The organism is Labrys methylaminiphilus subsp. lupini, from assembly GCF_051161885.1.
In the GTDB taxonomy this organism is placed as follows: domain Bacteria; phylum Pseudomonadota; class Alphaproteobacteria; order Rhizobiales; family Labraceae; genus Labrys.
The window spans coordinates 3,757,701-3,771,520 of sequence record NZ_JBMDIH010000001.1 but is presented as its reverse complement, the minus strand read 5'-3'; the positions used below and the strand labels follow the sequence as shown (position 1 = coordinate 3,771,520).

The window sequence follows — 13,820 nt, the reverse complement described above, 5'->3', positions numbered from 1 at the left end:
GGGCCTCACCGTATCGGCAGCACATTCGTATATTTCACCTGCGCCAGAGCGAAGCTGGATTCGATCGAGGCGAGGCCATCGAGGCGGGTGAGTTTTTCCTTGATGAAACGCTCATAGGCGGCGAGATCGGCACAGACCACGCGCAGGAGATAATCGCGCGTGCCGGTCATCAGATAGCATTCCAGCACTTCAGGCCAGGGCGCGATGGCGGCGGCGAAGCGATCGAGATCCTCCTCGCGCTGGCGTTCGAGCTTGATCGAGATGAACACGCTGACCGGCAGCCCGACCTCCTTCTGCTCGACCACGGCGACATAGCCGCGGATGACGCCGCTCTCTTCCAGTTGCCGCACGCGGCGCAGACAGGGTGAATGCGACAGGCCGACCTGCTCGGCCAGGGCCTGCACCGTCATGCGGCCATCCTCCTGCAGCAGGCGGAGGATCTTGTTGTCGATGGCGTCGAGTGCAGTCATTGTCCCGCTCTGCGTAATTTATGCGCATTCCCTGTCACGAATGGCGATACTCTCTAAAGCCATGTGTTGCAGCCTTCAAGATCAACCAAAATCGCCCGTCGTCTTTTGTTATAACAAGCCAGTTCAGCTGGAATCTCCGTCATGGCCGACCCTCGTCTCTCCTTTCTCGCCGCCCTCGAACGCAAGGCCCTGTGGCTGTCCTCCTGGATGATCCACAATGCCAACCATCTGCGCGCGAAGGAGGATGGCCTCAAGATCGGCGGCCATCAGGCCTCCTCTGCCTCGCTGGCGACGATCATGACGGCCCTCTACGGCGCGGTGCTCAGGCCGCAGGACCGCGTTGCGGTGAAGCCCCACGCCTCCCCGGTCTTCCACGCGCTCAACTATCTCTTTGGCCTGCAGACTCTCGATAAGCTCAAGAATTTCCGCGGCTTCAAGGGCGCCCAGAGCTATCCTTCCCGCACCAAGGATGTCGACGACGTCGACTTCTCCACCGGTTCCGTCGGCCTCGGCGTGGCCCAGACCCTGTTTTCGGCCCTGGTGCAGGATTACGTGAAGGCGAAGGGCTGGGGCGAGTGGCCGGAAGGACGGATGATCTCCCTCGTCGGCGATGCCGAGATGGACGAAGGCAATATTTTCGAGGCCCTGCTGGAAGGCTGGAAGCAGGGCGTGCGCAATGTCTGGTGGATCGTCGACTATAATCGCCAATCGCTCGATGCCGTGGTGCGCGAGGGCCTGTGGCAACGTTTCGAATCGATCTTCCGCAATTTCGGCTGGGAGGTGGTCATCCTCAAATATGGCCGCCTGCTCGAGGCTGCCTTCGCCGAGGCGGGCGGCGAGGCGCTGCGGCACTGGATCGACAACTGCCCCAACCAGCTCTACGCGGCGCTGTGCTATCAGGGCGGAGCGGCCTGGCGTCGCCATCTCAACGATGCCATCGGCGACCAGAGCGAGGTCAGCAGGCTGATCGAGAGCCGCTCGGACGCCGAACTCGCGGCGCTGATGACCAATCTCGCCGGCCACGACATGCCGAGCCTGCTGGACGCCTTCGAGGCGGCGGCCCGTCATGACCGGCCGACCTGCTTCATCGCCTACACGGTCAAGGGCTTCGGCCTGCCCTTCCAGGGGCACAAGGACAATCATGCCGGCCTGATGACGCCGGCCCAGATGGAGACCTGGCAGCAGGCGATGGCCATCCGCCCCGGGCATGAATGGGACAAGTTCGAGGGGCTGGAGCTGACGCCTGAGGCCATGCAGGCCGCGCTCGATCGGGTGCCCTTCGTACAGAAGGGAAGGCGGCGTCTGGCCGCCCCCAAGGTCGAGGTGCCCGCCACACTGCCCTATCGGGCATCCGCCTCGATGTCGACCCAGCAGGGTTTCGGCATCATCCTCAACGACCTCGCCGCCACCGATTTGCCAGTGGCCGAGCGTATCGTCACCGCGGCGCCCGACGTCACCGTCTCCACCAATCTCGGCGGCTGGGTCAACCGGCGCGGCCTGTTCGCGCGCGAGGAACTGGCCGATGTCTTCAAGAAGGAGAAGATCCCCTCGACCTTCTCCTGGGACTTCTCGCCCAAGGGGCAGCATATTGAGCTCGGCATTGCCGAGATGAACCTCTTCATCCTGCTCTCGGCGCTGGGCCTGTCGCATTCCATCAATGGCGAGCGGCTGCTGCCGATCGGCACGCTCTATGATCCATTCATCCAGCGCGGCCTCGATGCCCTCAATTATGCCTGCTACCAGGACGCCCGCTTCATGGTGGTGGCGACGCCGTCGGGCGTCACCCTGGCGCCGGAAGGCGGGGCGCACCAGTCGATCGCCACGCCGCTGATCGGCTTGGCTCAGGACGGTCTCGCCGCCTTCGAGCCGGCCTTCGTCGACGAACTGGCGGTGATCATGCGCTTTGGCTTCGACTATATGCAGCGGGACGGCGAGGGTGACCGCGACGAGACCACCTGGCTGCGCGACGAGACCGGCGGCTCGGTCTATCTGCGCCTGTCGACCCGCACCATCGAGCAGCCGCAGCGCACGATGTCGCCAGCGCTGGCCGCCGACATCGTCAACGGCGCCTATTGGCTACGCCCGCCGGGCCCCAATGCCGAGATCGTGGTGGCGGCCATGGGCGCCGTAGTGCCGGAGGCGATCGAGGCCATCGGCCTGATGAGCGAGGACCGCCGCGATGTCGGCCTGTTGGTCATCACCTCCGCCGACCGGCTCAACGCCGGCTGGACGGCGGCCGAACGCGCCCGTCAGCGCGGCAATGCCGGTGCGAAGAGCCATATCGAGCGCCTGCTCGCCCCGCTTTCTCGCGATTGCGGCCTCGTCACCGTGCTGGATGGCCACCCGGCGACCCTGGCCTGGCTCGGCAGCGTGCGCGGCCAGCGCGTGACCTCGCTGGGCGTCGAGCATTTCGGCCAGACGGGCAGCATCCAGGAGCTCTATCGCCACCATGGCCTTGACGCCAATGCGATCCTGCATGCGGCCCAGGCTCTCTCGCCGGGGCGCCCGATCCGCAACCGCAGGGAACTCGCACCGGCGGAGTAGCCGCTGCTTACCCTCCCCTGGAAGGTAAAGATGGTAGTTGCATATCCTTCCCGGGGATTGCCACGAATCCTCAGCCTTGCGAGATTGAAGCTCTCGCAAGGTTATGCCGATGTCCTCCTCCGTCCTGCGCGTTGCCACCTTCAACACCCAGCTGCTGGCGAGGCCCGGCGTGCGCTTCCACGAGCAGCCGCCCTATTCGCCCGAGGAGTATGAGGCCAAGACCGCCTTCATCGGCGGGCTGCTCGAACGCGGCCAGGTCGATCTCGCCGGCTTCCAGGAAGTGTTCCACGAGGAAGCCCTGCGCGAGGCGGTCTGGAAGGCGCCGCGCCTGCAGGGCGCGACCGTCAACGCGCCGCTCGCCGATGACGACGGGCCCAAGACCCCGGATGGAGCACTCAATGCACCACGGGTCGGGCTGGCGAGCCGGCTGCCGGTGCTCAAGGTCGAATCGATCGCTGCTTTTCCTCCGGGCCTGGGCCAGGGCTTTGCCGTCAGGCGTGACGAGAACGGGCGCCAGCAGGCCGTGCCCGTTGGCATCAATTTCTTCGAGCGCCCGGTCCTGCGGGCCGAGGTCCTGTTGCCCGACAGTGTGCCGCTGACCGTCTATGTGGCGCATCTCAAGTCCCGCCGGCCGGTGGTGCTGGAGGACGAGGATCGCCGCGACCCCGCCGTGCGGGCGCTCGCCGTGGTGCGCGCCCTGCTCCAGCGCGGCGCCGAGGCCGCGGCGCTGAGGGTGATGCTGTCGCGGGAGATGGCGGGGCGGGGGACCGAGCCTCGTCCGGTGATGGTGCTGGGCGATCTCAACGACGAACTCACCAGCGTGACCACCGAACTCATCCGCGGGGAGCAGCCGCTGCCCGAAACCCTCAAGCCGCTGATGGCCGATCCCGGGGACTGGCAGCGCAAGAACCGACGCCTGTGGGACCTGCATCTCTACGCCGCGTCCGATCAACAGGCGGTGCACATCAAGGGAACGACCCTCTACACCCATATCCATTTCGGCGACTATCAGGTGCTGGACCACATCCTGTTCAGCCAGGAATTCCACAGCCGCAATCCACACCGGATCGGGGATTTTCGCTATCTCCAGGTCTATAACGACCATGTCGTCGACACGCATATGACCGATATGACCCGCAATGTCCGGACCGCCAGCGACCACGGCGTGCCGGTGGCGGAGTTCAATCTGCTCACGCCGGCTTCACGGCAACCCGTGCAAAATGGCAACGCCAATGGCAGAACTGTGCCTTCCGGCACCGCGAATGCTTAACTTTTCGCTAAGACTTCCGTAACATCATGGTTACGAAATCGTTTCACAGGCCGAATCGTGACGGGAAAGATCCTCATCGTTCTGCATCAGGAACACTCCTCGCCCGGGCGGATCGGGCGCTTCCTGATCGAACGCGGCTATGAGCTCGATATCAGGCGCCCCCGCTTCGACGATCCCCTGCCGCAGACGATGCGCGATCACGCCGGCGCCGTGATTTTCGGTGGGCCGATGAGCGTGAATGACGAGGAAGCCTGGATCCGCCGCGAGATCGACTGGATCGGCGTGCCCTTGAACGAGAACAAGCCTTTTCTCGGTGTCTGCCTCGGTGCCCAGATGCTGACGCGCCATCTCGGCGGCCGGGTCTCGCGCCATGAGGGCGGCAAGGTCGAAATCGGCTATTGGCCGATCGAGCCGACCCAGGACGGCCGCGCCCTGATGTCCTGGCCGAGCCATGTCTATCATTGGCACAATGAAGGCTCGGAGCATGTGCGGGGCACGCGGCTGCTCGCGACCGGCAAGACCTTCGCCAATCAGGCCTTCGCCTGCGGACGGGCCGCTTATGGCCTGCAGTTCCACCCAGAAGTCACCTATCTGATGATGAATCGCTGGACCACCGGCAGCGAGGAAAGCTTCAAATTGTCGGGCGCGCAGGATCGTGAGCAACAATTCTCGGGCCGTTACCAATATGACCCGGGCATGCAGCAGTGGCTGCATGGCTTCCTCGATTTGTGGCTGACGCCGGCGATGGCGATGGCGGCTGAGTAGGAAGAGAACAGTATATCAGCAAGCATCAGTCTTGCCGGTTTGGCACGGAACCGGAGGGTCGATCTCCACAGCTCCATCAATTGATGGAGCGAGATCGACCACCTTGCCCTCCTCATCCGCGGCGTTTCCAAGATGGTCGATCTGGAGATCGACCCTCCATTATCCTTCCAGCTTGGCCAGCGCTTCCGCCGCCAGAAGCTTCGTCAGCTCGCCCGCCGAAGAGCCATCCCGGGCGAGGCGTGCGGCCTGGCCGGACCATAGCGACATGAAATCGCCCGAGCCCTGCGGTTCCGTCTTGGCGCGCAGCGGCGCCAGCGCGCCGCCAGCGAGCGGGAAGGCGGGGGCAAGGTCCGATATCGGGCCGACTTCGCGCATCAGGCGGTTGACGATGCCACGGGCCGGCCGCCCGGTGAACAGATTGGTGAGCGCCGTCTTGTCGGCGTCGGGACTGCGCAAGGCAGCCGCGTGCGGAGCTGCGAGCCGCGCCTGCGGCGTGAACAGATAGGCTGTGCCGATCTGCACCGCCGCGGCGCCCAGGGCGAAGGCGGCCACGATGCCGCGGGCGTCGGTAATGCCACCGGCCGCGATCACCGGTACCTTCACAGCGTCCACCACCTGTGGCACCAGCGCGAAGGTGCCGATCTGGGTGGCGATGTCGTCGGTAAGGAAAATGCCGCGATGGCCGCCCGCTTCGGAGCCCTGCGCGATGATGGCGTCGCAGCCACGATCCTCGAGCCAGCGCGCTTCGTCGACCGTGGTGGCGGAGGACAGGATCTTGGCGCCTGTCGCCCGTACACGGTCGAGCAGGGATTTTTCGGGCAGGCCGAAATGGAAGCTGACGATTTTGGGCTTGAACTCCTCGACGATGGTACAGAACGTATCGTCGAAGGGCGCCCGGTTCGAGCTCGGAATCGGAGCGGCTGGATCGATGCCGGTTTCGCGATAATAGGGTTCGAGCCGCTTGCGCCAGCCGGCCTCACGGGCCTGGTCGGGCTCGGGCGCGGTGTGGCTGAAGAAATTGACGCTGATCGGCTTGGTGGTCTGCTGGCGGATGATGCCGAGCTCGGTGCGGACCTGTTCGGGCGTCAGCGTGGCACAGGGGAGGGAGCCCAGCCCGCCTGCCTCGCTGACCTCGATCACCATTTCATAATGGCTCGGGCCTGCCATCGGCGCCTGGATGATAGGGATCTCGATACCGAAGAGCTCCTGAATGCGCCGATCGGGCCACATTGCCATTCTCCTTGATCTGCCTCGCTGTCTTGCCAGCGCCAGCATAAGTAAGTGAAGGCAGCTCTATCATTTCTTATTTAAAAACGATATTAATTTTTAATTCTTTAAATGAGAACGAAATTGGACCTGTCATCCCTCGATATCTTTCGCACCGTCGCCGCCGAGCAGAGCGTCACCCGAGCTTCGAGCCGGCTGGGGCGGGCGCCTTCCAACGTCACCACGCGGGTCCAGCAACTCGAACGGGAACTCGGCGTTGCCTTGTTCAGCCGCGCGGGCAAGCGCATGCGCCTGACCCGGGAAGGCGAGATCTTCCTGTCCTATACTCATCGGCTGCTTGCCCTCGCGGACGAAGCCCGCAGTGCGGTGAAACCGTCGGGTCCGGCGGGACTGTTCCGGGTCGGAGCGATGGAGAGCACGGCGGCGAGCCGTTTGCCGCCGGTCCTGGCGCGGTTTCATGCCGCCTGGCCCGCCGTATCATTGCAACTGACCACCGGCGGCACAAAGGGGCTGATCCGCCGGCTCCTTGCCCATGAACTCGATTGCGCCCTGATCGGCAAGCCGCCGATGGAAGGGATCGACACCGGCTATGATGCCGAACGGCTGGAGGCCGAGCACGTCTTCACCGAAGACCTGCTCATCGTGCTGCCTTCCAGTCATCCTCCCATCGGCACGGCCGCCGATCTCAGGGTCGAGAGTTTTGCCGCGCTGGAACCCGGTTGCACCTACCGGGCCGTCGCCGAACATTGGGCTGAAGGCGTCAAGGGGCTGCGGGTGCAGGAACTCTCGTCCTACCACGCCATGCTGGCCGCCGTGTCGGCCGGCAATGCCATCGGCGTCATGCCACGTTCCGTGCTCGACCTCCTGCCGGGCGGGAGCGGCGTTCAGACCCACCGCCTCGGGCTGATCGAAACGCTGCTCATCCGCCGCCGGGGCGAGGCATTGCCGGCCTTCGAGGCATTCCGGCAGGCGCTGCAGGAGAGGTGATTGCATTTGGCAGTTCGGCATCTGCGAGTTCCTCTGGAGGGTTTGCTTCCTCCCTCGTGCCGCGATTGTCGTTCTAATTCTTTAGTGGTCGACAAATAATTTTCTTGACTTGAATGCATCAGGCTCCATTCTTTGTCGATCAACAAATAATGGAGCCTGAGATGTCGTCATTGGAACGAGGCCTGGAACTGGGGGCTGGGCGCGCGCGGGCTGCCGGATCCGGCTGGGCCCTGGCCCTGCTGGCCTTCGCCCAGCTCATCATTGCGCTGGATCTGAACATCGTTTTTGTTGCCCTGCCTGAAATCGGCGCGGGACTCGGCTTTTCCGGCCAGACTCTGCAATGGGTGGTCAGCGCCTATACCGTGTTCTGCGGCGGTTTCCTCTTGTTCGGAGGCCGCGCGGCCGATCTCATCGGCCAGCGGCGCGTCTTCGTCTTCGCACTGGCACTCTATGCCCTGTCCTCGCTGGCCGGCGGCCTTGCCGGTTCGCCGGCCGTCATCATCGCGGCACGCGCGGTCCAGGGCATCGGTGGCGCCTTCCTGTTTCCGGCGACCCTGTCTCTGGTGAACCGGCTTTTTGCCGAGGGACCGGAACGTAACCGCGCCTTGGCGGTCTGGGGCGGTGCGGGCGCCAGCGGCCTGACCATCGGCTCGCTGGCCGGCGGCTTCCTGACCGCTGCCTTCGGTTGGCCGGCGGTGTTCTATGTCAATGTGGTCCTCGCCGCCATCGCCATCCCAGCCGCTTTCTTCGTGATCCCGCGCGATCCGGAGCGGCGCGAACATCGGCGCTTCGACCTGCCCGGCGCCATTGCCGTGACGATGGGTGCGACCCTGCTGGTCTTCACGTTGGTGCAGGGCCCAGACTATGGCTGGACCGCGCCGAGCATCCTGGCGAGTGCGGTGCTGGCCGTCTTCTTTCTGTCGGTCTTCGCCCTGATCGAGGCGCGCAGCCGCGATCCCCTGATGCCACTGCGCCTGTTCCGCAATGCCAGCCTGGTGGCGGGCATGACGATCACCTTCCTCTATATGGCGACCTTCGGGGCGCTGCCCTATTTCCTCACCGTGCTGTTCCAGACCGTGCATGGCTTTTCGGCGCTCGAAACCGGGCTTGCCTTCCTGGTGCCGTCACTGGCCATCGCGGCCGGGACGCAGCTCGGCGAGCGCCTCGCGACGCGGATCTCCACGCGTCCCACCCTGGTCTGGGGCATGCTGGTGGGTGCCGTCGGCACGGCGCTGATGGTGCCTGGCGCCAGCGTCGGGGCGGGCTATCTGGCGATCGTTCCCGGCGTGATCGTCTCGGGGGTGGGACAGGGCATCGTCTGGACCGCCATGTGGATTGCGGCGGCCTCCGGCGTGCATCATGACGAGCAGGGCATCGCCTCCGGCATGGCTTCGACGACGCTCAATATCGGCAATGCCGTCGGCCTCGCCATCCTGATCGCCATTGCCAACCGCCATGTCGGTGGCCTTTCGGGCGAGGCCTTGAGAGGTGCGATGGCCGAGGGGGCGCAACTCGCCTTCTGGCTTGCCGCTGCCGGCATCCTGGTCAGTCTGCTGGCAACAGTCGCCGTGCCACGCCGGCGCTGATCCTTCCTGGGAAGGCCGGCTTGCAGGAGAGGAAGGGCCGGCTGAAAGCCGGTGCTCCTGGAATCTTCAATCCTTCAAACAGGCATCCGCCAGTTTCTGGAAGGAGCGGGCGCGGTGGGAGATGGTGTTCTTCTGCGCTTCCGTCATCTCGGCGAAGGTCTTGTCCGAACCGTCGGGCTGGAACATCGGATCATAGCCATGGCCATGGCCGCCGCGGGTTGGCCAGACCAGCGTGCCTTCGGCCCGCCCCTCGAAGGTTTCGGAATGGCCGTCGGGCCAGACCACGGTGAGGACGGAGACGAAGCTGCCGCGCCGCCGGGCCGGCTCGGTGGCCCCGACGGCGAGGAGTTCGTCCTGGGCTTTCTGCATGGCGACGTCCCAGTCGCGGGTCGGACCGGACCAGTCGGCGGTATAGACGCCCGGCGCCCCGTCCAGGGCTTCGATGCACAGGCCTGAATCGTCGGCGATGGCCGGCAGCCCGGTGGCTTCGAGGGCGGCGAGCGCCTTGATGCGGGCATTCTCGACGAAAGTCGTGCCGGTCTCCTCCGGCACGGGCAGGCCGAGCTGGCCGACGGAGACGACATCCACGCCGTAAGGCGCCATCAGGGCCTTGAACTCGGAGAGCTTGCCGTTGTTGTGCGTGGCCAGCACCAGCTTTCCGGCGAGACGGCGGCCCATTACGCCACCGCCTGCTTCTGCAATTCGACCAGTTCGCCGATACCCTTGCGGGCCAGCGCCAGCATTTCAAGGAACTGGTCCTGGCTGAAGGGCGCGCCTTCGGCCGTACCCTGGATCTCAACGAGGCCGCCGGAGCCCGTCATCACGAAATTGGCATCGGTCATCGCTTCCGAATCCTCGGCATAGTCGAGGTCGAGCACGGCATTTCCCTTCGAGATGCCGCAGGAGATCGCCGCGACATGGTCCTTGATCGGACTGACGGTGAGCATCTTGCGCTCCATCATCCACTTCACGCATTCCTGCAGGGCGACGAAGCCGCCGGTGATCGAGGCGGTACGGGTGCCGCCATCGGCCTGCAGCACGTCGCAATCGATGGTGATCTGCTTCTCGCCCAGGCGCACCAGATCGACCACGGCGCGTAGCGAGCGGCCGACCAGGCGCTGGATCTCCTGGGTGCGGCCGGAAGGCTTGCCCGAGGTGGATTCGCGGCGCGTACGCTCATGCGTGGCGCGCGGCAGCATGGCATACTCGGCCGTGACCCAGCCCTTGCCGGTGCCGCGCAGCCAGGAAGGCGGCTTTTCTTCGAGGCTGGCGGTGCACAGCACATGGGTTTCGCCAAATTTGATCAGGCAAGAGCCTTCGGCATAGCGGGCGACGTTACGCTCGATCGAAACGGGGCGCAGCTCGTCGGGGGCGCGGCGGGAGGGACGCATCGGATTCTCCAAATTTGTGGCCGCCTTGTAGCCCGGCCGGCGCCGCCTGTCACGGTACCGTGCATATTGCGTGGCACTGAAAGGAGGTAAGTTCGCGTCAGGCCACCGCCGGGTGGTCCCTGGGAGCAGAGCGATCCTACCTGGACGGGTAGGGCGGCGGATTCAGAAGAAAATCACAAGAACCGTGTTACATGTTACAAAAAATGAAATTTGTAACATTGATTTTCGGCCTGAATCTTGTCGGGAGAGGAATGTGTTCCTTTCTATCATCTTGTTGATTAAAAAGAGTTATTCTATCTCCATCTGCATCCTCGAGACGCGATGGAGGGGGCATTTCAACCTGGGGTCGCCTATCGCTTGAACCCCGCTTCCAAAGGGGCTATCGGAGGGGAGAACGAAACTCACCTTTGGCTACAATCTCAGGGACATTACGTTATGGCACGTAGCAAGATCGCTCTCATCGGGGCGGGACAGATCGGTGGTACGCTGGCTCTTCTGGCCGGTCTGAAGGAACTGGGCGATATCGTGCTCTTCGACGTGATGGAAGGCGTGCCGCAGGGCAAGGCTCTCGACATCGCCGAGGCATCTCCGGTCGACGGCTTCGACGTCAAGCTTGCCGGCACCCAGAGCTACGAAGGCATCAAGGGCGCCGATGTGGTGATCGTCACCGCCGGCGTGCCGCGTAAGCCCGGCATGAGCCGCGACGATCTCCTCACCATCAACCTCAAGGTGATGGAACAGGTGGGCGCCGGCATCGCCAAATATGCCCCGGACGCTTTCGTCATCTGCATCACCAACCCGCTCGACGCCATGGTCTGGGCTCTGCAGAAGTCCTGTGGCCTGCCGGCCAACAAAGTCGTCGGCATGGCCGGCGTGCTCGACTCCTCGCGCTTCCGCCACTTCCTGGCCGACGAATTCAACGTCTCGGTGGAAGACGTCACCGCCTTCGTGCTCGGCGGCCATGGCGACACCATGGTTCCTTCGGTGCGCTACTCCACGGTGGCCGGCATTCCGCTGCCGGACCTGATCAAGATGGGCTGGATCACCGAGGCGCGCCTTGCCGAGATCGTGCAGCGCACCCGTGACGGCGGCGCCGAGATCGTCAACCTCCTGAAGACCGGCTCTGCCTTCTATGCACCCGCCGCCTCCGCGATCGTGATGGCCGAGAGCTATCTCAAGGACAAGAAGCGCGTGCTGCCCTGCGCCGCGCAACTCACCGGCCAGTATGGCGTCAAGGACCTCTATGTCGGCGTGCCCGTGGTTCTCGGCGCTGGCGGTGTCGAGCGCATCGTCGAGATCCAGCTCGACAAGGAAGAGCGCGCCGGCTTCGAGAAGTCGGTCAACGCGGTGAAGTCGCTGGTCGACGCCTGCAAGGCCATCGCTCCCTCGCTCGCCTGATCCCAAGCACAAAGCGTTCGAACGAAGACGCGTCTTTGGGGTTTGAGGCGATTTCACCAAACCCCAAAGACGCTTTAGCCAATCTGGAGCTACTGGCCATGAACATCCATGAATACCAGGCGAAGGCGGTCCTGAAGGAATTCGGCCTGCCCATATCGAAGGGCGTGCCTGCGCTGACGGTTGAGGAAGCTGTTAAGGGGGCCAAGGAGCTTCCGGGTCCGCTTTATGTGGTGAAGTCGCAGATCCATGCCGGCGGGCGCGGCAAGGGCAAGTTCAAGGAACTGCCTGCCGATGCCAAGGGCGGTGTGCGCCTGGCCAAGTCGATCGAGGATGTGCGTGCCAGTGCGCAGGAGATGCTGGGCAACACGCTGGTGACGGTGCAGACCGGCCCGGCCGGCAAGCAGGTCAACCGGCTCTATATCGAGGACGGCTCGGACATCGAGAAGGAGTTCTACCTCTCGGTGCTGGTCGACCGCGAGACCAGCCGCGTTGCCTTCGTGGTCTCCACCGAGGGCGGCATGGACATCGAGAAGGTGGCCCATGAGACGCCGGAGAAGATCGTGACCTTCTCGGTCGATCCGGCCACCGGGGTGATGAACCATCACGGCCTAGCGGTCGCCAAGGCGCTCGGGCTTTCCGGGGACCTGGCCAAGCAGGCGGTCAGCCTGACCACCAAGCTCTACACCGCCTTCGTGGCCAAGGACATGGCGCTGCTGGAGATCAATCCCCTGATCGTCACCAAGGACGGCCAGCTCAAATGCCTGGACGCCAAGATGGGCTTTGATGCCAACGCCCTCTACCGCCATCCCGACATCGTGGCGCTACGCGACGAGTCGGAAGAGGATCCCAAGGAGATCGAGGCCTCGCGCTACGATCTCAGTTACATCGCCCTCGACGGCTCGATCGGCTGCATGGTGAACGGGGCTGGCTTGGCCATGGCCACGCTCGACATCATCAAGCTCTATGGCGAGGAGCCGGCCAACTTCCTGGATGTCGGCGGCGGTGCCACCAAGGAGAAGGTGACGGCGGCCTTCAAGATCATCACGGCCGATCCGAAAGTGAAGGGCATCCTGGTCAACATCTTCGGCGGCATCATGAAATGCGACGTGATCGCCGAGGGCGTGATCGCCGCGGTGCAGGAAGTCGGCCTGAAGATCCCGCTGGTGGTGCGGCTCGAAGGCACCAATGTCGAACTCGGCAAGCAGATCATCCGTGAATCCGGCCTCAATGTGATTGCTGCCGACGACCTCGACGATGCCGCCCAGAAGATTGTCAAAGCCGTGCGGGAAGCCAAGTAATGTCGATCCTGATCAACAAGCAAACCCGAGTGATCTGCCAGGGCTTCACTGGCAAGAACGGCACCTTCCATTCCGAGCAGGCGCTCAAATATGGCACGCAGCTGGTGGGGGGCACCTCGCCGGGCAAGGGCGGCTCGCAGCATCTGGGCCTGCCGGTGTTCGACACCGTGGCCGAGGCGCGCCATGTCACGCAGGCCGATGCCAGCGTGATCTATGTGCCGCCGCCGGGGGCGGCCGATGCGATCTGCGAGGCCATCGATGCCGAGATCCCGCTGATCGTGTGCATCACCGAGGGCATTCCGGTCGCCGACATGATCAAGGTGAAGCGGTCGCTGTCGGGTTCGAAGTCGCGCCTGATCGGGCCGAACTGCCCGGGGGTGATGACGGCGGACGAGTGCAAGATCGGCATCATGCCGGGCAACATCTTCAAGAAGGGCTCGGTGGGCATCGTGTCGCGCTCGGGCACGCTGACCTATGAGGCGGTGTTCCAAACCTCCAATGAGGGGTTGGGGCAGACCACGGCGGTGGGCATTGGCGGCGACCCGGTGAAGGGCACCGAGTTCATCGACATGCTGGAGATGTTCCTGGCCGATCCCGACACCCATTCGATCGTGATGATCGGGGAGATCGGCGGCTCGGCCGAGGAGGATGCGGCGCAGTTCCTGATCGACGAGGCCAAGCGCGGGCGCAAGAAGCCCACCGTCGGCTTCGTGGCCGGCCGCACCGCACCGCCCGGACGGCGCATGGGCCATGCCGGCGCCATCATCTCCGGCGGCAAGGGCGATGCCGGCTCCAAGATCGCCGCGCTCGAAGCCGCTGGCGTCAGGGTATCCCCATCCCCCGCTCGCCTCGGTACCACGCTCACCGAATTGCTGAAGGGCTGA

12 protein-coding genes are annotated in these 13,820 nt (G+C 64.3%); 8 read left to right on the top strand and 4 right to left on the bottom strand.

All coding sequences use genetic code 11. The annotated features are described in order from the left end of the window. Window positions 1–5: 5 nt before the first annotated feature. A complete protein-coding gene (locus ACN6KF_RS17830) occupies window positions 6–470 on the bottom strand; it encodes an Lrp/AsnC family transcriptional regulator (RefSeq protein WP_149253666.1) in 465 nt (154 codons plus the stop codon). Window positions 471–611: 141 nt separating this feature from the next. Between ACN6KF_RS17830 and ACN6KF_RS17825 the strand changes: the two genes are divergently transcribed. The 3 genes from ACN6KF_RS17825 (at window position 612) to ACN6KF_RS17815 (ending at window position 5,049) form a co-directional block, all read left to right on the top strand. Beyond that, window positions 612–3,014, top strand: coding sequence for a transketolase (locus ACN6KF_RS17825; protein ID WP_434958129.1), 2,403 nt, complete (start codon window positions 612–614; stop codon window positions 3,012–3,014). A gap of 109 nt (window positions 3,015–3,123) precedes the next feature. Then, the gene (locus tag ACN6KF_RS17820) at window positions 3,124–4,284 is read left to right on the top strand and encodes an endonuclease/exonuclease/phosphatase family protein (RefSeq protein ID WP_434958128.1); all 1,161 of its coding nucleotides are present in this window, start codon (window positions 3,124–3,126) and stop codon (window positions 4,282–4,284) included. A 57-nt stretch (window positions 4,285–4,341) separates the two neighbouring features. Continuing rightward, window positions 4,342–5,049 carry a glutamine amidotransferase gene (locus tag ACN6KF_RS17815; RefSeq protein WP_434958127.1) on the top strand — a complete coding sequence of 236 codons (708 nt, stop codon included), beginning with the start codon at window positions 4,342–4,344 and terminating at the stop codon, window positions 5,047–5,049. 159 nt (window positions 5,050–5,208) lie between these two features. On the opposite strand, the gene ACN6KF_RS17810 is transcribed toward ACN6KF_RS17815, so the two are convergent. Next, complete coding sequence (locus ACN6KF_RS17810; RefSeq protein WP_434958126.1) at window positions 5,209–6,285, bottom strand: NAD(P)H-dependent flavin oxidoreductase; 1,077 nt, start codon at window positions 6,283–6,285, stop codon at window positions 5,209–5,211. Window positions 6,286–6,399: 114 nt separating this feature from the next. On the opposite strand from ACN6KF_RS17810, the gene ACN6KF_RS17805 reads away from it, so the two are divergent. Then, complete coding sequence (locus ACN6KF_RS17805; protein WP_434958125.1) at window positions 6,400–7,263, top strand: LysR substrate-binding domain-containing protein; 864 nt, start codon at window positions 6,400–6,402, stop codon at window positions 7,261–7,263. A 161-nt stretch (window positions 7,264–7,424) separates the two neighbouring features. Further along, window positions 7,425–8,849, top strand: coding sequence for an MFS transporter (locus ACN6KF_RS17800; RefSeq protein WP_434958124.1), 1,425 nt, complete (start codon window positions 7,425–7,427; stop codon window positions 8,847–8,849). Window positions 8,850–8,915: 66 nt separating this feature from the next. On the opposite strand, the gene rdgB is transcribed toward ACN6KF_RS17800, so the two are convergent. Together rdgB and rph are read right to left on the bottom strand one after the other, a co-directional pair. Further along, window positions 8,916–9,527, bottom strand: coding sequence for an RdgB/HAM1 family non-canonical purine NTP pyrophosphatase (gene rdgB, locus ACN6KF_RS17795; RefSeq protein ID WP_434958123.1), 612 nt, complete (start codon window positions 9,525–9,527; stop codon window positions 8,916–8,918). Next, window positions 9,527–10,240: a ribonuclease PH gene (gene rph / locus ACN6KF_RS17790; protein ID WP_434958122.1), complete on the bottom strand. Its 714-nt coding sequence runs from the start codon at window positions 10,238–10,240 to the stop codon at window positions 9,527–9,529. Before rph ends, rdgB begins: the two co-directional genes overlap by 1 nt. Window positions 10,241–10,675: 435 nt before the next feature. On the opposite strand from rph, the gene mdh reads away from it, so the two are divergent. The 3 genes from mdh to sucD all read left to right on the top strand — a co-directional run bounded on the left by mdh (window position 10,676) and on the right by sucD (window position 13,820). Beyond that, window positions 10,676–11,638, top strand: a complete 963-nt coding sequence (mdh, locus tag ACN6KF_RS17785) for a malate dehydrogenase (protein WP_434958121.1) — start codon at window positions 10,676–10,678, stop codon at window positions 11,636–11,638. 98 nt (window positions 11,639–11,736) lie between these two features. Continuing rightward, the gene (gene sucC / locus ACN6KF_RS17780; protein WP_434958120.1) at window positions 11,737–12,936 is read left to right on the top strand and encodes an ADP-forming succinate--CoA ligase subunit beta; all 1,200 of its coding nucleotides are present in this window, start codon (window positions 11,737–11,739) and stop codon (window positions 12,934–12,936) included. Then, on the top strand, window positions 12,936–13,820 hold the full coding sequence (gene sucD, locus ACN6KF_RS17775) for a succinate--CoA ligase subunit alpha (RefSeq protein ID WP_434958119.1): 885 nt from the start codon (window positions 12,936–12,938) through the stop codon (window positions 13,818–13,820). The genes sucC and sucD overlap by 1 nt, the downstream gene beginning before the upstream one ends.